Below are 20,228 nucleotides of genomic sequence, written 5' to 3' on the forward strand. Positions count from 1 at the left end.
TCAATTTGGAGTACCCTGAAAACATGAACATGTCAGAGAAAGTTGATTCAATCGAGGCGACTATCCCGGAATTGGACACATTGTCCAGACTACGCAGATGGGCCAACGCGGCTGACCGACAGCTTGCCGCAAAAGAAGTGGATGCCTATACCGAACAGCTGATCGAACGCAGTGGGCGCGGCATGGTATTGCGTGAAGCCGATCTACGCGGGCTGAATCTTTCCGGATTCAATCTACGTCTTGCTGTCCTGAACCGTGCAGTTTTGCATGGCACCAATCTGAGCCATGCCAATCTGTCAGGTGCTTCGATTGTCTGTGCCGGTATGGAGCGGACGATCCTCAAAGGTGCCAATCTCAGCGGCGTCTATATGCACGCCTTTGCGGCTCAGGTGTGTGACTTTACCGGTGCCGACATGAGCAATCTGACCGATGCCACTGGCAGTCTATTCCATGGCTGTTTCATGGAAGGTGTGAACCTGTCCGGTTCGGCAATCGCCGGCACCAGCTTTTATCAATGCATCATGGATCGGGTCGATTTCAGTCGCAGTAATCTTCAAGGCTCGACGATCAACGAATGCCATCTTGGCGAGGCGGAGTTTTCCGGTGCGCAACTCTCTCAGCTGACAATCACGAAATGCAATCTGCGTAGTGCCATCTTATCGGACACCAGCGGTGAGGGGCTTGTACTGCAACGTCTGTTGGATGCGGACGGTTTAACCCTTGCCCGCAGCAACCTGCCAGGATTGAGAATTCGAAACAGTACCCTATCAAAACTGAATGCCTCACACCTGGCCGCTAGAGAGGCCGATCTCGCTGCTGTTTCCATGCCGGCTGCCGATTTCGCGTGCGCCGATCTTGAGTATGCCCGTCTGTCGAATGTTAGCCTTGAAAACAGCAACTTCAGCGGCGCCAAACTTGATGGAGCCCTGATGGCTAACTGCATGGCCAACCAGAGCGATTTTTCAGGTGCCATGGGTGAGAATCTGTCGGTGAGAGAGTCCTCCTTTCAAGCGGCGAACATGAATCGATTTACTGCCCGATGCGCCCATTTCCGGGACTGTAATCTTGCCCATGCCTCGTTACACAAGGCCTACCTCTATCGTGCCATGATCACCGGGGATCCACCGAAATCCATGTCCATGATGGGCGCCGATCTGTCCGAGTCCACCCTGGTACAGGCGTACATTGCCGGAGATCTGACTGGTGCCAAATTGAATGGGGCATTGATGGTGTATGCACGCCTGAATCAGGCTGTATTGAGTGATGCCGATCTGACCGGTGCCTCCCTGTTCGGCGCCAGTCTGGTTAAGACGATCTTTGAAAACGCCTGTCTGGATGATGTGATCGGACCTGCCTTCAGCGATCGCTGTAGCGGTCTGACCGATGCACTTGCTTCTGCAGCAGGTGAAGAGAGCCAGAGATTGGCAGATTTTGTCGATGGTCTGGAAGGTCTGTTGACCGATCAGCACAGAGGTTCCACTTGAACACATCCAAACAGGAGATGTTAGAGCTCAATCTGGATGAGGTGAGCGAAGTCTGCCGCTCAGCACTGACCTGTTTCATAACACCGGAGCCTGCCGCTGAAGAGGTTTTCAAACAGCTGCTTGATGCGGAACTGAGAGGTAAACACTCTCATGGTCTGGTTCGGATTCCATGGATTTATGAGCGTCTCGGCGAGGTCAGCCATCACACACCGGAAGGCATTCAGATTCTACCCTGGTTCAGTCGCTTTGAATGCAGCAAGAGCATTGGTTACATTGCCGCCCGAGAGGCACAGACGAAGTTGCTAGAGACTTTGGCAAACCACCCTTTTGGCGTGGCAGTCTGTGCGAATGCATTTCCAACCGGGGTGATCGGAGACTATCTTCGCCCATTGGCCGAATCCGGTAGGCTGGCTGTAGGCTTTGCAACCAGTCCTCCTCTGGTCACCCTGCCGCCCGGTAAATCCCCCCTGCTGGGGACCAATCCCATTTGTATCGCTTTACCTTCCTGTGAAGGGCATCCGCCGTTTGTCGCCGATGTGAGTCCTGCCCCAGCTACATTCGGCCAGCTGCTCTCCATGCTATACGGTTTTCCCGGCAACCTGGACCAGCTGGATGTAACCACCCGAGCAGGAGAGTCGCCGAAAACTGTCGAGGATCTGTTTGACGATCGCATTCGCTTGACCGGCAAGATCGTTCAGCAGTTGGAGACACCACCACAAAGACGTCAGTACGCCCTCACCCTGGGCATTGAGCTATTGACTACCCTGCTTGCCGGCAGCAACCCTCGGGGCTCCCTGGTAATGGCCGCCATCGACCCTGGACAATTCGAAGGGCTGCATCCGGATGCGGTTACCAATAAGATTGAACAGATCGTGCAACAGACCGATTGGCACGCGATACCCGGCGTACATGGGGAGACCAGCTTACGTAACAGTCAAGATCAGGGATTGATCTCGCTGCCGAAAAAGTTGTGGGAACGGTTACACCGGATGGCAGTGACGAGTAACTAACCGCTCAACTTAGGCCCCAGTGAATGGTCGGTGTTAAGAGGATTCTCCTTGATGACTTTCGCAGGAGATCCAACAGCGACAACGTTCGCTGGAATATTCCGCGTGACGGTTGCACCGGCGCCAATGACCGAGTGTTCACCAATGCTCACCTTCTCAATCACCTGGCATCCCAACCCCAGATAGCTCTCTTTGCCACATTCCACATCACCGGCAACACGACTGCCTGGCCCGGCGAACACAGCCCGACCGAGGTGTGAGCCATGTCCCACGGTCACTTGCCAGTCCAATGCAACGAAATCATCTAGCCGTGCACCATGATTGACGGCATTCATCCCCATCAACAATACGCCAGCACCCAGGCTGGCGTCGGCAGAGACATAGGATGAAGGATTGATAATCGGTGGGCAATCCGCTCCCTGCCGCAACAACAGATCACCATAACGATTTCTGGCCACCGGGTTACCGATACCGACGGCGAATTGATGATCCTGAATGAATGAGCTGTCCAGTAGCAGATCATCACCACCCAGTATCGGCAGACCATTCACCTGTTGTATGTCGGTTGCGGTTCTGTCAATTGCACCGATGACATTGAATCCGGCCAATGCAGCGATTTCCCGCAGACAAAAGGCGTGACCACCACTGCCGATGATTACCATGGGTTTGATTGGCCGTTGACTACTCATCCTGGTTACCTGTACGACGATCAATCACCCGCCTCGCTTTAAAAGCGGTACGGGGAAACGTACCTGGCTGTTTGGCAATCACAGAGACTCTCAAGCCCAGGTTGGCCTGCAGTTTCTGTTCGACCAGGGATTGATGATCCGCAGGTGCAACAGCTCGCTCCAGTTCCACTTCAACCGTCACTTCTTGTAACGCCCCCTTCTGCTCTATCACAATCCTGAACTCGGTGCCCAACCAGCTTATGGAACGTAGAATCTCCTCGATATCGGAAGGATAGAACTTAACACCACGTATGATCAACATGTCGTCAAGTCGTCCGATAATGCCGTTGGGCATTCGTGGATAGCTCCGGCCACAAGGGCAAGGCTCATCGGTGATGATCGTCTCATCACCGGGAAAGTAACGAATCATGGGCTGGGATTTACGCCATAGATGGGTATACACAACCGCACCTTTCCGATTGTAGCCCAATGGTATATTTGGATCGGATGGATCCACCACTTCGGTATAATCGATATCCTGATAGACATGCATGCCAGTTCTCTGCTCGCACTCCATGTTGGAACAGGGGTGGAGTTCTGCAACATTGCCGAAGTCGATGGCCTTGATGCCAAATCCACTTTCGAGTCGCTGTTTAACCCCAGCGATACCGGCACCCGGTTCACCACCAAAAAAACCCAGCCGCAATGGACCTGCCGCCAGATCAACACCCATCTGCCGGGCCTTTTCCAAAATGTGCAGACAGAAACTGGGGGTGCCACATATCACGGTTGAACCAACCTGCTGCATCAGCATGATCTGACGTTCGGTATTACCGCCGGCCATCGGCAGGACCTTGGCACCGATTTTTTCTGCTGCACCCAGCAGCCCCCAGCCACCGACATAGAGACTCAGAGGAAAAACAATTTGCACAATATCATCTGGACGAAGTCCAGCTGCCCAGCACTGCATGGCCTGAGCTTCAGATATCTCATCCCAGTCCTGGGCCGAAATGGCAAACAGGGTAGGCTCTCCTGTAGTCCCTGATGTCCCTTGAATGCGTACCACCTCTTTGAAGTCGACCCCAAGATAGTTGCCGAATGGTGGATGATCCCGTTGAGACTGTCTCAGCATCGCCTTGGTCACCACCGGTATTCTGCGACTGAAGCTATCGAGACTGTCAATCTGCCTGGGCTCAACGCCGTGAGCCTGATAGAGTTGCCGATAGAAAGGGATCTCTTCGTAGACATAGTCCAATTGGGCTTTGAGTCGTTGAAATATCAGACTCTGACGCTGTTCGGCCGGGCGTGTTTCCCGTACCTTATCCCAATAGTAATCGTCGTTTCGATGCATGCTGGATCGTGCTTTATGACAACCTGGAAATGTTCCAATACTTTCTCATACTTATTGAGTATCGACCAACTATTTATGCTGAAAATTGGTACAATTCTGAATCGGTTCTGATTCGCTGAACCAGCAGAACCTGTTATTACTATTGAGATGGAGTCTGCCTTGTCATCGCCAACCATACACCCTGGAAAACCGTACTCCACTGCGGATTTAGGATCAGTGCTTTTCAGGCTGAATGTTTAACGATGCACTGCCTCATCTGCAACGCTTACACACACTACTTCTTCACCAAGCAGTTCGCTGACTTTGGCCTTGGCAAGGTCGAGTATGAGCGCTGCAGTCACTGTGGAGCCGTATTTGCCACCAGCTTGCTGCAACTGCCGGAAGATGAGTGGCAATCTCTGTGCGTCCGATATCATGGCCACTATCGTATTGGGGATGAAAATCCCGATGACCCAAATTGGCGTCAACGATTGCAGTCTCAAAGCGATTTTTTGTTCACCATGAGCAAAATGGGTCTGCTGCCTGAACAGCATCGTTGGTTGGACTATGGATGCGGTGAGGGTGAACTGTCTGGATTACTTGGGCAACAGGGTGTACGGGTGGATTGCTATGACCGCTACTGGCAAAAAGAGCACTCTGTCGATAAATCTCAATTGCTGCCCGGCAGCTATCCTGTTGTTATAAACACCGCTCTATTTGAGCACTTGAGAAGCCGTGCCGAAATGGATGCGATCATCAATCTCATCACAGAGGACGGCACATTTGCCCTGCATACCCTGGTTCGTGGTGAGATACCGAGAGATCCTTCATGGTTCTATCTGCTGCCGGTTCACACCATCTTTTTTACCAATCAAGCCATGCGAATACTGTTTCAGGAATGGGGTTTTTCCAGTTCCCTCTATGCAGTCGATTCCCGTTTATGGTTATGGTTCAAAGCTTCAAAAGCGACATTGCTTAAACGATACCCAGGATTGGCCTCAGAGCAGGATTGGAAAATCTGTGATGGCTTTATGGCTTACTGGCCTTAATCTGGTATAACTATAAATCCGGCACAACCCACCGGGGAAGAAGAAGGCTGACCCATGTCCTACGAGTTGCGCAACGAAGTACGCACAGAACCCTTTCGCAGAAATGATCGTCTCGAATCCCTTCTGCAACAACTCAATGAGATCTTACACGACGCCAGCAGTAAACAGTCGGCGCTTTTTGATTCACCAAAATATCCGTCAATTTTCATCGTTGGTGGACCCAGGTCAGGCACCACCCTGATGATGCAGTGGCTGGCATCGAGCGGCCTGTTTGGCTATCCATCCAATCTGATGGCTCGCTTTTACCGTGCACCTTACATCGGCGCCCTGATCCATGAAATGATGTTCAATCCTGACTACCAATATAAGGATGACTTTTCTGATCTGCTTCCCTTCACACTGAAAAGCCGTTTTGAATCCGATCTGGGTAAAACCATCGGTGCTTCAGCACCCAATGTATTCTGGTACTTTTGGCGGCGCTTTTTCAAATTCGCCGATTGTCCATACCTGAATGAAGCACAGCAACAAAGCGCGGACACTGCAAGCTTTGTCAAAGAACTTGCGGCTATCGAATCGGCTTTTAACAAGCCCTTTGCGTTAAAAGGGATCATAGTCAATTGGAATCTTGAGTTTATTGACCAACTATTTGAAAAAGCCCTGTTTATACACGTCCGTCGTGAGCCCGCGTATCAGATGAAATCCATACTGAACGCAAGAGCACGCTTCAGGGGAGATCGAAAGCTCTGGTGGGGATTCAAAACACCGGAATTCGAGCACTTGAAATTCTCTTCCCCTGAGGAAGAGGTTGCAGCACAGATTTTTTTTACCCGCAGAGCAATCTCAAAATCCTTTGACAAAATATCTGATAATCGCTGGATGAACGTGGACTATGAGCATTTCTGCACGGAGCCTCAACAGATCTATCGTGAATTAGCCGCTAAGCTGTCCAGTCAACAATATGAATTACCGAGCCAGTATCCTGGAACACCCGGCTTTAGCAACAGCAATGGACCTGTCAGTGATGAAATTGAAGCGCTCAATAATGTCTACAGGCAGTTTGGAACAGCTCATAGATCAAATTGAAGTTTGATCGGCTATAGGTACTTCAAGCGCAACTTGAAGGACTGCTGCCACTATTTCGACACTCGCTCTATCCATACAGGATCCATTCGGCAGCACAATCACCCGCTCAGAAACCTGCTCAGTGGAAGAAAGATTACTAGTCGATTCCGGATAGAGATCCCGATAGGGTTTCATATTGTGGCAACCCGGCCAGAAATAGCGTCTGGCAAGAATGTTCTCTGCATGCAGCATCTCGACCAAATGATCCCGAGTGACAGGACAATCCTCGGTAGTCTCCACTATCACATACTGATAGTTGTTCGACTCGTTCTGATCAAACTCGAGCAGCCTCAAGGATGGAATCCCCGCTAGTGCCTGCTGATAGGCTTGGTGGATGAGATGATTGTGCTTTATCACCTTGTCGATAGCCTGCAGGTTCGACACTCCCATGGCGGCAGAAATCTCTGTCATCTTACCGTTGGTACCCGGATAGATAACATTATCAACACCGGCAAATCCGAAATTACGCATCAAACGCATCTTTTCAGCCAAGCGGGCATTATTGGTCAATACCGCCCCACCCTCGAACGTGTGAAAAAACTTGGTGGCGTGAAAGCTCAGAACTTCGCAATCACCGAAAGCGCCAATTTTTCTACCCTGGTGAGAGCAGCCGAACGCGTGTGCCGCATCGAATATCAGTTTTAACTCATGTTCATTGGCGATCTCCTGCAACGCTTCAACCGCTGCGGTTCTGCCCCAGAGATGCACCCCGATGATGCCTGTTGTTCTACTGTTCACGGCCTGCCTTACGGCATCCGGGTCCAGGTTATGGGTTTGCGGATCAATATCGGCAAACACCGGCCTGATTCCCTGCCAATGAAGCGCATGAGCTGTGGCAATATAGGTATAGGATGGAAGAATCACCTCGCCTTTAAGCTTCAAGGCGCGGATGGCTATCTCCAACGCGATCGTGCCGCTGCACATGGCGACACAGTGCGCCACACTGTGGTATTCCGCAATTTTCTCTTCAAGTTCCCGTACGACGGGACCATTGTTGGTCAGCCATCGGCTGTCGAGTATCTGCTCGGTGTACTGCAGAAACAGCTCGCGATTACCGATATTGGGTCGACCCACATGCAAAGGCTCGCTAAACGCCGGTTCAGCTCCATTGATAGCCAAATCAGTACGCTTGGTAATCGATTCGTTACTTTTATTGATATTTTTTTGCTTCATCCAATCACTCGGATCTGTGTAAACATAATCGATATACACCAACACCTTGGTTGACCTTGGATCATTACCGGCAGATTTATCTCTACCACAACCTCTGCCATCGTCGCTGCATCTCCCCAGAGTGGATTATGACACTGGTATGTCACCAGGGTCATTACCAATCCCTACACAGGCTTCCTCTGCTTGTTACATTGAGTTTGAACAGCTTTACTCCGTCACTCAATCCCAGACCTGTCATCAACACAGATCATTGGTATTGGCAAGGTAGGGTTTTCAATCAGCATAGTCAGTTACAGATGCGCTGCATTCGCAGCCACAGAACAGCCATGGTAGGCGTCAGCCTGACTCTCCCCGATTGTTTCTCCAGATCCAAATCACCCCCAAAAATAGGCATTAAAAATATATATAACAGTGTTTTATACTAATTTATTCATTTCTATTCCAACTTGATGATAACAGCATATTACAGATCATCGCGTCGAGAATCGTGCCAATACTCTTCAGCCACGAATCTGGACCGATTGCACAAGCTGAATACCGCATTGATGTCATTCCATCAACAAGGTGCTGAGGCAAACAGGAACCCGAGTCTTATATCTGATTTTTTGATTGTTTATCATATTTTATCACTTCCAAAGATAACATATCTCTTCCAATATTATTTCCCAATAGCCCCGAAAATCAGATATTGGAGACATCCTGATGGAAGTCGCAGTTCAAAACAGAGAGCGTTTTCCCGCACATCCACTGGATGATCTACAGCTCACCCGTCTGCAACAGGCGATTGAAGGCCTCAACAGTGAACAGCTGGTTTGGGCCAGTGGATATCTGGCAGCTTTGGCCGCCTATCAGCCCAAACTAAAACAAGCTGCCAATGAGTCACCAGCCCTGACCCTGTTGTATGCCACCCAGAGTGGTAATGCACGGAGTGTGGCGGAACAGCTTGCGGATCGGTTGCAAGCATCCGGCTACGCGCCTCGAATGGTCTCAGCCGAAAACTACCGTCCCCGCGATCTGGCCAAAGAGAAATTACTGATCGTTGTGATCAGCACTCAGGGGGAAGGCGATCCACCCGAGAGTGCGTATGGCCTGTTCAGCTATCTGCAGAGTAAAAAATCTTCTTCATTGTCAGATCTGCACTACGCCATATTCGGCCTGGGTGATTCCAGTTACGATCAATACTGCCAGGCCGGTATAACACTCGAGGGGCTGCTCGATGAACACGGCGCTAAGCGTCTTCTCGACAGAGTCGATGCGGATGTGGACTTTCAGCAAGAAGCCGACAGTTGGCAGCAACAGATCCATACTGTGGTGAAACAGCATCAACCGGAAGATCAGGCATTGATCATTCCACTGCAACGATCTGCCCCGGTCCGATATGACCGCAACAATCCTTACCAGGCTGAGTTGCTTGAGCGCCGCCGTATCACCACTGACGACGCCCTGTCTGAGGTCCACCACCTGAGTCTTGAGATCGACCCGCAACTGATCCAGTTTCAACCCGGTGACGCCTTGGGTCTCTACTTTCGCAATGACCCGGCCATGATCGACGAGCTACTCTCAATCACTGGCCTGTCCGGCGAGGTAAAGGTGACGCTGGGCAGTGATGCGATGAGCTTGAACCAGGCACTGATTGAACGACTCGAACTGACCCAGCTCCATCCCAGTGTGGTGAGAGCCTGGTCATCTCTGACTGATGACCATCGCCTGCATGACCTGAGTGAGAATATTGAACAGCTACGGGAGTTTGTCAGCGATCGTCAGTTGATCGATCTGGTAGCCAGCTTCCCGGCAGAAGTGGATGAACAAAGCCTGGTAAAACTCCTGCACCATCAGCAATCCCGACTCTACTCCATTGCCTCCAGTCAGCGCGCGATTGAAGATGAGATACATCTGACAGTTTCCACGCTGCAGTATCGGAGTCATAGCCGCAACCACCTGGGTGGTGCGTCAGGGGATCTGACCCGTCGGGTCGAGGCGACAAACCGGGTCGGAGTTTATGTTGTAGAGAACCCAAGTTTCAGACTGCCCGTTTCACCTGACACACCCATGATCATGGTTGGCTCAGGTACCGGTATCGCCCCCTATCGGGCATTTCTGCAGCAGCAGGAGAGCCTTGGGACTCACAGTCGCAACTGGCTGGTTTTCGGAAATCGCCACTTTCACCAGGATTTTCTTTACCAGACCGACTGGCTCAACTATCGCAAATCAGGCCTGTTGGAGCGTATTAGCCTGGCCTTCTCCCGGGATAACCAGGAACGTACCTATGTCCAGGCGCGACTCTATGAAGAGGGAGCCGAACTCTACCACTGGCTGCAGGAGGGAGCCCATCTCTATGTCTGTGGTGGTGTTGAGATGGAGCGAGGGGTCTACCACTCCCTGCTCGCGGTAGCCCAAACCCATGGCGGACATGATGAAGCGTCGGCTGCAGATTACATTGAATCCCTGCGCACGCAGGGACGCTACCAGAGAGACGTCTACTGATGGATATCAAGCTCAACCCCAATGAACTGATCAAGGCGAACAGCCGCTACCTGCGTGGTACTTTGAAGGAGAGCATGGCGGATCAGGCAACCGGCGCCCTGTCAGCGGATGATGCCCAAGTCAGTAAATTTCACGGCTTCTATGAGCAGGACAACCGCGATCTGCGGCTGTCGAGACAGCAACAGTTTCTCGAACCCTACTACAGCTTCATGTTAAGGGCACGCCTTCCCGGTGGCGTCTGCACACCACAGCAGTGGCTGACCATCGATACTGTCGGGCGGGACCTGGCTAACGGTACCATTCGCCTCACCACTCGCCAGACTTTTCAGTACCACGGTATTCTGAAAGCCAACCTGAAACCCCTGATCAAACGAATCAATCAGGTGATGATCGACTCCATCGGCGGTTGCGGCGACGTGAATCGCAATGTGCTCTGCAATCCCAACCCCCATGACTCCTCTTTGCATCAGCAAGTACACCAATGGGCAAAACGGATCAGTGAGCAACTGCTCCCAAAAACCAGGGCTTATCATGAAATCTGGCTTGATGGTGAGGCAGTGGCTGGTGGTGAAACCGAACCGCTCTATGGTGAAACCTACCTGCCCCGCAAATTCAAAACCGCCATTGCGATACCACCGCACAACGATGTGGATGTCTATACCAATGATCTTGGCTTTGTCGCCATTGCCAAGGCTGATCATCTACTTGGATTTAATGTTCTGGCGGGAGGTGGTATGGGCGCAACCCATGACGATAACACCACCTTTCCCCGTCTGGCCGATGAACTGGGTTTTATTGCATCGGAGCATACTCTGGCGGTAGCGGAAGCCGTAGTGGCGGTGCAGCGTGACTTCGGTGATCGTATCAGCCGTCGTCACGCCCGACTCAAATACACTATTGAACGCATGGGAGTGAGCGCCTTCAAGGCGGAAGTGGAGAAACGCGCTGGTATCCATTTCGAAGCAGCGAAACCGGTGAGCTTTACCAGTCAGGGTGATCGTTATGGTTGGGTGAAAGACAGTAGCAGCCAATGGCATTTGACCCTCTACATTGAGAATGGACGCATTGCCGACACCCCTGAGGCAAACCTGATGAGTGGCTTAAGAGAGATTGCCGGCATACACCAGGGGGACTTTCGCATCACCCCGAACCAGAACCTGATCGTTGCCAGCGTGCCTGAAACGCAAAAAGATCGTATAGAGCAATTGGCCAACCAGCACGGTCTACTGAGTTATCGTCGAAGTCCAACCCGTCTTGCCAGCATCACCTGTGTTGCACTACCAACCTGTCCCCAGGCAATGGCTGAGGGAGAGCGCTATTTTCCAGACTTGATGAACCGAATCGAGCAGATCACCGCTACCTATGGCATCGAGCAAAGTACCATTGTGATGCGCATGACTGGCTGCCCCAATGGTTGCGCTCGCCCCTATGTGGCTGAGATAGGTCTGATCGGCAAAGGTCCTGGCCGTTACAATCTGCAATTGGGTGGGGACGGTACCGGATTGAGGCTGAATCGTCTCTATCGTAAAAACCTCAATGAGCATGAACTGCTGAAAACTCTGGATCACCTGTTCAAGCTCTATGCTGAAAAGCGCTTGGCCAATGAAGGTTTCGGTGACTTTACGATCCGCTACGGCTTAGTCAAACCGGTGATCAATCCTGCTGAGGACTACCATGACACGCCTTGACTCGATTACCACCCCGGAGATGGTTGATGAAAAATATCTGCAACACCTCAACCATCAACTCGAAAAGCGAACCGCTGAGAGTCGCCTGGAATGGGCCTTGAATTATCTGCCGGGAAATTATGTGCTGACCTCGAGTTTTGGCATTCAGTCGGCACTGATGCTGCATATGGCTACAGAGATTCAAGCGGATATTCCAGTGGTTCTCGTGGATACCGGTTATCTCTTTGCGGAGACCTACAGCTTCATCGATCAACTGACAGAGCGGCTGAAGTTAAACCTGCAAATCTACCGCCCGATTCATTCTCCTGCCTGGCAGGAGCGCCGTTATGGTCGTCTTTGGGAACAGGGACTTTCAGGCATCCAGCACTACAACCGGATCAACAAAGTCGAACCTTTGCAACGTGCATTGAACCATCTTGATGTAGGCAGTTGGTTTGCCGGATTGCGCCGTCAACAATCGACCAGCAGATCCTCCCTGTCGGTGGTACGAATTCAGGATGGGCGTTTCAAAGTCCATCCGATCATCGATTGGCATAACCGAGATGTACATCGCTATCTGCGGAAATATGACCTGCCATACCACCCTTTGTGGGAACAGGGATACGCCTCCGTCGGTGATAGACACACCAGCCAACCAATGAAACTGGGCATGCAAGAGGAAGAGACCCGGTTTTTCGGATTGAAGCGGGAGTGTGGGATTCACGAATAATCCGACAGAACGATCGAATTCACCACCGCCATAAGACAATTGAACAAACAAGGAATCTCTGATCATTTTTACATCATTCCGGTGAATACCGGGATCCTGTGAGAGCAACCACATGAAGACAGTAATGACTGCCTTGAGGGATCAAACAGAGATTCCAGATATGAATACCAACCTATGGAGAACAGCCAATGAGTAACAGTAATGTCGTCTGGCACTCACACCTCGTGGATCAGCAAACCCGATCCGATCAGAAATCCCAGCGACCTCTGGTTATCTGGTTTACCGGTCTGAGTGCATCTGGAAAATCGACCATCGCCGGCGCCCTGGAACAGATCCTGACCGGCCAGAACTACCACACCTATCTGCTTGATGGCGACAATGTACGGCATGGCCTGTGCAACGATCTGGGCTTCAGTGATCACGACCGCCAGGAGAATATCCGTCGGGTAGGTGAAGTGGCAAAATTGATGGCGGATGCCGGTTTGATCACCCTCGCAGCATTCATCTCACCCTTCCGGAATGACCGCCGGCTGGTCAGGGAGATCCTTCCAGAGGGTCAATTCATCGAAGTTTATGTGGATGCCAATCTTGAGGTTTGTCAGGCACGTGACCCCAAAGGTTTATACGCCAGAGCCCAACGGGGCGAAATAAAACAGTTTACCGGGGTCGACAGCCCTTACGAAGTCCCTGAAAAACCGGAGGTCCATATTCAAGCCGATCAGATCAGTGTCTCTGAGGCAGTTAACCAGCTACTCTCCTACTTACATGAAATCGGTGCGCTGCAGGCCGGTTATGAACCCATCGCAATTGGCGCATGATTTTATTGCATGGAATGGAGCAAGGATGCTCCATATCGTTGGGGACAACTCGCAGAGTCAGTCTGTTTATCGGGTTTTCTAGGGCCTGTTAACACTAATCCAATCTAGAATCCCTGTTTCATGATGTTTCTGATTCTGGCCTTTACCGATGGCGCCTCATCCCGCATGGCCATTTCAAAAAAGGATTTTGTCTCATCCATATATTGAGGATGCTGAATCGTCAATTCATAAAATCCGTTATAGGCCCAGGCTCTGACAAATTTATTGCTGCTCGTTAAACATTCTCTTAAAAACAGCTCCAACCTTCTCTTATTTGATTTCGATATTTTGAAATAGCTCAAGCATTGAAGCAAGTGTAATTTCGACTGCCAGTGATTCAAACCGGCAAGACTTTTAAAAACCTCATCCAGATGTGAATCATCGATACGTTTATGATCCTCCAGGTAGCGTTTCAACAACCAGGTTGCTCCGGATTCACAATCCGGCTGTTTGAACAGAGAAATAACAACATTGACAAAGGCTTCATCAGTTCGATTTAAGCCATATAATCTGCTGATATCATCAACGGATTTGCCATTCCATTTTTCCAACCCTTTCCTGATACTCATAGCGACCTGTCATACCCAATGTGGTGCTCTGTTTTTTTATCTTGGATTTCCATCAGCTTCTACCAGTCGGCTAACCTCAAACGGTACTTATTTTAATTTCATGAAACAGCCCGTTAGGTCAAATCAATTCGCTTTGCAAAGCTGTGGTTTCATGACACGGAAATCATATAAAACAGAGGAAAACTATTGCTGATAACAATATTTTCCCTATTATTACATATAGATAGAGAGTTATATTCATAATTTACTGGAGATTAAGAGCACCTCGGGCAGCATTTTATTTTCAATATGTCATAAAGCTGTAATATTTCTAGCATACTATTGTCATCATTCTGTAATAATTGTTATCACAGTCGCACCCTCTTCCTATAGGAAATTCAAAGTGGGTCCTGTCCTAACAGACAACCGTTACAGTGAAAATAAAAAGAAGCTTTCTGAAAAAGCTCGTATTTCAAAAAACAAACCAACCGTCTGAGGGGAAATATGAAGATTCTAAGATCCACTGCCCTACCCATGGCAGCCGCTCTCTTATTGTTCTCTGCACAAGCAGTCAATGCAGCTGATCGTACTGTTGTTCAGAACAAAGGTTCAGATACGCTCGTGAATGTCGCCCAGGCGTGGGCCGAAGAGTACGGAAAAGTCGATGCCAATGTGGCGATTGCCGTATCCGGTGGTGGATCGGGCACCGGTATTGCCGCGATGATCAACGGCACTGTCGATATCGCCAATGCCAGCCGAAAGATGAAATCGAAAGAGATCAAGCTGGCTGAGAAGAAAGGCCAGAAGCCCATGGAACACGTGGTCGGCTACGATGCCCTGGCTGTCTTCATACACAGCAACAATCCAGCAACTGAATTCAATTATGATCAACTGAAAGCGGTATTTGCCCGTGGCGGAAAAGCCACCAAGTGGTCTGACATCGGCCTGAGTGTACCGGGCTGCAAGAGCGATAAAATTGTGGTCGTCAGCCGGCAGAACAACTCCGGTACCTACGCCTATTTCAAAAAAGCTGTACTTGGTAAAAAAGGCAAGTTCCGTCAGGGCACTCTCGACATGCACGGCTCTAAAGATGTCGTCGACCTGGTAGAGAAAACCCCATGCGCCATCGGCTACAGCGGTCTGGCCTACGCAACTGATCACATCAAAATGGCCTGTATCGCAAAGCAGGCGGGGGATACCTGTGTCAACCCCAGCGTTGCAACCGCCAGCGATCGCAGCTACCCGATTGCCCGTCCCCTGCTGATGTACACCAATGGTGAGCCTGCAGGAAAAATCAAAGAGTACATGGACTGGGTAAAGAGTGATGTGGGCCAGTGTATCCTGAAGAAAAAAGGCTACGCCCCGACCAGAGATGTGAGTTGTAACTGATTCTCAGATCCGACTCAGCAGAATTCCGGATTGGTTGGTAGCCTGATTGCCAAGCTGTCAGACCAACCAATCCGGCATGTATGGCATAAACAAAATAATAAACGGTCTACTACGGAGCATTAATCAATGTCCCATCTTGAAGAACGATTAGAACGAGACCTCAAAGATCTGCACGACCGAGTCGCCAAAATGGGCGCACAGGTTCAGGAGGCTGTTAAGAACTCGGTTTACGCCTTACAGACCGGCAATCGAAAACTTGCCTTTACCACGGTATTGAATGACAACCCGATCAATCGATGTATGCGGGAGATCGACCGAATCTGTCACCGATTTTTTGCTATTCATATCCCCAGCGGCGGCCATCTGCGTCTGCTCTCATCGGTGATCCGCGCCAACATTGAACTGGAGCGTATCGGTGACTATGCCGTCACCATCGCGCGCGAGTCCGCGCAGCTCTCCGAACAGCCCAGTGGCAATCTCGGCAGAGAACTGGACCGGGTTGCGGGTGAAACCATGCTGATGCTGAAACAGTCGATCAAGGCATTCACCGAGTTGAATGCGGAACTGGCAAAAAGCACCATGCTCATGGGGGATGAACTGGAACACAATCTGGACGTCGTCTATACCGAGATGATGGCCAATGACGATCGACAGCGGGTTGCTGAAGTGCTGGCGATCTTCGTCGTCTTTACCCAACTCAAACGTATCGCTGACCAGTCAAAGAACCTCTGTGAAGATACGGTATTTGCTGTCACTGGGGAGCAGAAGAAACCGAAAGTCTTCAACATTCTGTTTGTCGATGAGGACAACAGCTGCCACTCCCAACTGGCCGAAGCAATTGCCCGTCGTAACCACCCCGATGTGGGCAGGTATCGTAGCGCAGGCAGTGTTGCAGCTGCGGAACTCAACAGCAATCTTGCCACCTTTCTGCAGAGCAAAGGCATCGACTACAGCCAGGCCGGCATCAACAGCCTCGACCAGTTGACTGAAAAAGAGATCTCAGAGCAGCATGTAGTCGTTTGTCTGCAAGGTAATATTGAAACCTATCTACCGAAACTCCCATTCCATACTTCTGCACTGGAGTGGGAGCTTGGCGAAATTCCCCATGATGAGGATAGTCATGATTTTGATCATCTCTACCACCAGCTTGCCGTATTAATTAAGGATTTGATGGAGCTGCTTCGTGGGGAGGGTGCCTGAGATGCCCGAAGCCAGCTCAACGAATTTAGCCAGCACCGCGGACTTCGACCGTCGGGACCTGGATTGGTACATCGATAAGGTTGTTCAACTTATCGTCTTTTTTGCTGGCATCTCCGCCATCATCTTCATTATCGGTATCTTCGTCTTCATCACCATGGAGGGGCTGGGATTCCTATTTGAGGATTTCACCTTCAAGGAGTTTTTTCTCTCACCTTTCTGGGAGCCCTCTGATGAAGATGCACCGGAGTACGGTATCCTGGCATTGATTGCCGGTACCGCCAGTGTCACCGGTCTGGCAATGATCGTCGCCATCCCCTTCTCGCTTGGTGCTGCCATCTATATCGGTGAGTTCGCCACGGGTAAAGTCCGCGAGACACTCAAGGTACTGGTCGAACTGTTGGCCGCCATCCCATCCGTCGTCTGGGGATTCATCGGCCTGTCGATCATGAACCCGCTGATCATCGATCTATTTGATGTACCGGTCGGTCTGAATGTGCTGAACGCCGGTATCATACTTGGACTGATGGCGGCACCGATCATGACTTCGATTGCGGAAGATGCACTGAAAGCGGTACCTGACCGCTATCGGGAAGCCGCAGAAGCCCTCGGTGCGACCCGCTGGCAGGTGATCTTCAAGACTGTGCTGCCAGCTGCAAAAAACGGCTTGCTGGGCGCGGTACTGCTTGGTGTCGGTCGCGGCTTCGGTGAAACGATGGCGGTGCTGATGGCCACCGGTCATGCGGTGAACATTCCTGGCAGCCTGTTCGATCCGGTGCGGGCATTGACCGCCACCATCGCCGCAGAACTGGGTGAAACCGCTGTAGGCTCGCCTCACTATCAGGCGCTGTTCACCATCGGCATCTTCCTCTTCATCATTACTTTTCTGATCAACCTGACTGCGGACCTGATTGTCCGTGGCATCCGTAAGGGGTAAGGCAGATGTTTGCAGAATCCGATCTAAATGCCAGAAACAAACGGGTACAAGGCCTGTTTCGCATGCTTTTTCTTATGATGACCATACTGCTGATCGTGCCGGTGGCGATTATTCTGTTCACCCTGATTTCAAAAGGCGGCAGTGTCATCTCAATCGATTTCCTGTTTACCAATCCCACCGACGGGATGACCGCCGGCGGTATCTTCCCCGCCCTGTTGGGAACCGTATGGATCGTTGCCGTTGCCCTGCTCGCCTCCGTGCCCTTGGGTGTAGCCGCAGCCATCTACCTGAATGAGTATGCCGGCGACAACTGGTTTACCCGCCTCATCCAGTTGGCCATCATCAATCTGGCCGGTGTTCCGTCCATTGTTCACGCACTCTTCGGGGTCGGCGCCTTCGTCATCTTCTTCGGCTTTGGCACCAGCATACTGGCGGCCAGTCTGACACTGGCCATCATGACCCTGCCGATTGTCATCGTATCAACCCGTGAGTCACTGAGAGCGGTGCCACAGGCGTTTCGTGAAGCCTGTTGGAATATGGGTGCGACCCGATGGCAGACCATCCGACGGATCGTGCTGCCGAATGCGATCAGCGGCATTTTAACCGGTGTAATTCTCGAAGTCTCCCGCACCGCCGGCGAGACCGCACCGATCATGTTTACCGGTGCGGCATTCTTCCTGCCATTCCTGCCTCAGGGCGTATTCGATCAGACCATGGCGATGTCGCTGCATCTGTTTGTGGTGGCAACCCAAGTACCAGGCGTACCGGAAGAGCTGCCCTTTGGTGTGGCGCTGGTACTGATCGCCATGGTGCTGATCATGAACAGCATCTCGATCGCCTTCCGCATGTATCTGCGAGGTAAAAAGAAATGGTAAATCCCAATACCAATCTTGAAGTCGAGACAGAACAGGTTGCTGTCGCGGAAGAGGCCCCGGTCAAACTGGAAACCAATGACCTGACCATTAAGTATGGCCAACACACCGCACTGAAAGGGGTTAACCTGGAAATACGTGAGCACGAGGTGTTTGGCATCATCGGCCCGGCCAATGCGGGGAAGACTTCGTTCCTGAAATCGATCAACCGTATGGATACCTTCGACACCAACATGTCGGTTGAGGGACAGATCAAATTCAATGGACTGGATGTTCAGAATCTGAAGAATATCTATGCCCTGCGCAGCCGCATCGGTGTAGTTTTTCCCCTGCCTGTGGGACTGCCTCTGACGATCTATGAAAACGTTGCCCTGTCACCCAGGCTGCGAGGCATAAACAGAAAAAGCGAACTGGATATCATTGTTGAGCGTTGTCTAACCCGGGCCGCTCTTTGGGACGAGGTTAAAGATCGCTTGAACTCGCTCGGCAGCCTGCTCTCCGGCGGACAGCAACAGCGTTTGACGATTGCCAGAGCACTCTCGCAGGAGCCCGACCTGCTGATGCTGGATGAATTCTCAATCGCCGTCGATCCGGTTACCACCATGCGTATCGAGGATGTACTTAAAGAGTTGAAGCAGGATATGACCATTATCCTGGTCACCAACTTGGTTCAACAGGCACGACGTCTGGCCGACCGGACCGCCTTTTTCCTCGAAAGCGAATGTGTCGAAGTAGGCAATACGGAGGATCTCTTCACCGGTGAGGTGAAGGACCAGAGAACCCGTGATTACGTCGAGGGTAAGTTCGGCTGATGCCGGTGCTTAGGGCCAGTTAAAAACGAATACGAATACCAATATGAATGCCATAATTGATCAAGACGACAACCAATCCCCTGAGTATGCCATTCACACCCGGAATCTGAATCTGTGGTATGGCACCTTTCAAGCTCTGTTCGATGTGGATCTAAGCATTCGAAACGGCATGATCACCTCGCTGATCGGTCCATCGGGCTGTGGTAAATCGACCTTTCTACGCAGTGTCAACCGCATCAATGAGCGTCTGGGCTATGTACGTATCGAAGGTGACATCAATGTCCTGGACAACAATATCTACGATCCAGCCGTCGAACTGGTGCAGGTCAGAAAGCAGATCGGCATGGTATTCCAACGCCCCAACCCGCTACCGATCTCGATCCGTGACAACATTCTGTTCGGCCATCGGCTGCACAACAAAGGCTCCAAGGCTGATCCGGATGAGATCGTCGAGTCCGCACTCAAGCAGGTGCTGCTGTGGGAGAAGGTCAAAGATCGTTTGAACCATAAAGGCACCGAACTCTCACTGGAGGAGCAGCAGAAACTCTGCATTGCCCGGTTACTGCCGGTGAAACCCAGCGTGCTGCTGATGGATGAGCCCTGCTCCGCCCTGGACCCGAAGGGAACCGCCGCAGTAGAGGAGTTGATCTGGGAACTGCGTGGTGAATACACCATTCTGATTGTGACCCACAACATGGCTCAGGCCAGACGGGCCAGTGAAGAGTGCATCTTCATGCTGATGGGTAGAGTGATCGAGCATCAAGCGACAGAAGATCTGTTTGTTACCCCGGAGCAGAAGGAGACGGCGGATTATATTGAAGGTCGGTATGGTTGATGGGCCGGCTTTAATCTACTGCTGTTAATGAAAAGTCCGCAAATGAACGCTAATTGACGCAATTAGG

The 20,228-nt window shown here is 51.2% G+C and carries 18 protein-coding genes; 14 read left to right on the forward strand and 4 right to left on the reverse strand.

Features of this window, described 5'->3' with window-relative positions; translation table 11 throughout:
• Positions 1-29 precede the first annotated feature (29 nt).
• Complete coding sequence (locus AC4IE8_RS06420) at positions 30-1,484, forward strand: pentapeptide repeat-containing protein (RefSeq protein ID WP_068995139.1); 1,455 nt, start codon at positions 30-32, stop codon at positions 1,482-1,484.
• Positions 1,481-2,494 (forward strand): Ldh family oxidoreductase, encoded by a 1,014-nt coding sequence (locus AC4IE8_RS06425; protein WP_068995059.1) that lies wholly within the window; start codon positions 1,481-1,483, stop codon positions 2,492-2,494. The genes AC4IE8_RS06420 and AC4IE8_RS06425 overlap by 4 nt, the downstream gene beginning before the upstream one ends.
• On the opposite strand, the gene AC4IE8_RS06430 is transcribed toward AC4IE8_RS06425, so the two are convergent.
• Together AC4IE8_RS06430 and AC4IE8_RS06435 are read right to left on the reverse strand one after the other, a co-directional pair.
• Entirely contained in the window at positions 2,491-3,180 is a 690-nt protein-coding gene (locus tag AC4IE8_RS06430) for an acetyltransferase (RefSeq protein ID WP_068995060.1), read from the reverse strand. The two genes, AC4IE8_RS06425 and AC4IE8_RS06430, sit on opposite strands and share 4 nt — an antisense overlap.
• Positions 3,173-4,510 (reverse strand): phenylacetate--CoA ligase family protein, encoded by a 1,338-nt coding sequence (locus AC4IE8_RS06435; protein WP_490790592.1) that lies wholly within the window; start codon positions 4,508-4,510, stop codon positions 3,173-3,175. Before AC4IE8_RS06435 ends, AC4IE8_RS06430 begins: the two co-directional genes overlap by 8 nt.
• A 242-nt stretch (positions 4,511-4,752) precedes the next feature.
• Here AC4IE8_RS06435 and AC4IE8_RS06440 point away from each other — a divergent pair, with 242 nt between their 5' ends.
• Positions 4,753-5,538, forward strand: coding sequence for a class I SAM-dependent methyltransferase (locus AC4IE8_RS06440; RefSeq protein ID WP_490790593.1), 786 nt, complete (start codon positions 4,753-4,755; stop codon positions 5,536-5,538).
• A 54-nt stretch (positions 5,539-5,592) separates the two neighbouring features.
• A complete protein-coding gene (locus tag AC4IE8_RS06445) occupies positions 5,593-6,621 on the forward strand; it encodes a sulfotransferase (protein ID WP_068995063.1) in 1,029 nt (342 codons plus the stop codon).
• Here AC4IE8_RS06445 and AC4IE8_RS06450 read toward each other — a convergent pair.
• Complete coding sequence (locus AC4IE8_RS06450) at positions 6,613-7,833, reverse strand: DegT/DnrJ/EryC1/StrS family aminotransferase (RefSeq protein WP_068995141.1); 1,221 nt, start codon at positions 7,831-7,833, stop codon at positions 6,613-6,615. The genes AC4IE8_RS06445 and AC4IE8_RS06450 overlap by 9 nt on opposite strands.
• A gap of 702 nt (positions 7,834-8,535) precedes the next feature.
• Here AC4IE8_RS06450 and AC4IE8_RS06455 point away from each other — a divergent pair.
• From AC4IE8_RS06455 to cysC, 4 genes are all read left to right on the forward strand, one after another.
• Positions 8,536-10,317: a diflavin oxidoreductase gene (locus AC4IE8_RS06455; RefSeq protein ID WP_490790594.1), complete on the forward strand. Its 1,782-nt coding sequence runs from the start codon at positions 8,536-8,538 to the stop codon at positions 10,315-10,317.
• Complete coding sequence (cysI, locus tag AC4IE8_RS06460; RefSeq protein WP_490790595.1) at positions 10,317-12,005, forward strand: assimilatory sulfite reductase (NADPH) hemoprotein subunit; 1,689 nt, start codon at positions 10,317-10,319, stop codon at positions 12,003-12,005. Before AC4IE8_RS06455 ends, cysI begins: the two co-directional genes overlap by 1 nt.
• Entirely contained in the window at positions 11,992-12,714 is a 723-nt protein-coding gene (locus AC4IE8_RS06465) for a phosphoadenylyl-sulfate reductase (RefSeq protein WP_490790596.1), read from the forward strand. The genes cysI and AC4IE8_RS06465 overlap by 14 nt, the downstream gene beginning before the upstream one ends.
• Before the next feature lie 188 nt (positions 12,715-12,902).
• The gene (cysC, locus tag AC4IE8_RS06470; RefSeq protein ID WP_490790597.1) at positions 12,903-13,532 is read left to right on the forward strand and encodes an adenylyl-sulfate kinase; all 630 of its coding nucleotides are present in this window, start codon (positions 12,903-12,905) and stop codon (positions 13,530-13,532) included.
• 104 nt (positions 13,533-13,636) lie between these two features.
• On the opposite strand, the gene AC4IE8_RS06475 is transcribed toward cysC, so the two are convergent.
• Entirely contained in the window at positions 13,637-14,140 is a 504-nt protein-coding gene (locus AC4IE8_RS06475) for a hypothetical protein (protein WP_490790598.1), read from the reverse strand.
• A 483-nt stretch (positions 14,141-14,623) separates the two neighbouring features.
• Between AC4IE8_RS06475 and AC4IE8_RS06480 the strand changes: the two genes are divergently transcribed.
• From AC4IE8_RS06480 to AC4IE8_RS06505, 6 genes are all read left to right on the forward strand, one after another.
• Positions 14,624-15,508: a PstS family phosphate ABC transporter substrate-binding protein gene (locus AC4IE8_RS06480; RefSeq protein ID WP_490790599.1), complete on the forward strand. Its 885-nt coding sequence runs from the start codon at positions 14,624-14,626 to the stop codon at positions 15,506-15,508.
• Between the two features lie 126 nt (positions 15,509-15,634).
• Positions 15,635-16,708: a phosphate signaling complex protein PhoU gene (gene phoU, locus AC4IE8_RS06485; protein ID WP_490790600.1), complete on the forward strand. Its 1,074-nt coding sequence runs from the start codon at positions 15,635-15,637 to the stop codon at positions 16,706-16,708.
• A gap of 1 nt (position 16,709) precedes the next feature.
• Positions 16,710-17,642: a phosphate ABC transporter permease subunit PstC gene (pstC, locus tag AC4IE8_RS06490; protein ID WP_083226248.1), complete on the forward strand. Its 933-nt coding sequence runs from the start codon at positions 16,710-16,712 to the stop codon at positions 17,640-17,642.
• Positions 17,643-17,647: 5 nt separating this feature from the next.
• A complete protein-coding gene (gene pstA, locus AC4IE8_RS06495; RefSeq protein ID WP_490790601.1) occupies positions 17,648-18,517 on the forward strand; it encodes a phosphate ABC transporter permease PstA in 870 nt (289 codons plus the stop codon).
• Positions 18,511-19,326 (forward strand): phosphate ABC transporter ATP-binding protein, encoded by an 816-nt coding sequence (locus tag AC4IE8_RS06500; RefSeq protein WP_083226250.1) that lies wholly within the window; start codon positions 18,511-18,513, stop codon positions 19,324-19,326. Before pstA ends, AC4IE8_RS06500 begins: the two co-directional genes overlap by 7 nt.
• A 43-nt stretch (positions 19,327-19,369) precedes the next feature.
• Positions 19,370-20,161 carry a phosphate ABC transporter ATP-binding protein gene (locus AC4IE8_RS06505; RefSeq protein WP_068995071.1) on the forward strand — a complete coding sequence of 264 codons (792 nt, stop codon included), beginning with the start codon at positions 19,370-19,372 and terminating at the stop codon, positions 20,159-20,161.
• Positions 20,162-20,228 lie beyond the last annotated feature (67 nt).

This window comes from Candidatus Thiodiazotropha sp. AKAK2, from assembly GCF_058244685.1.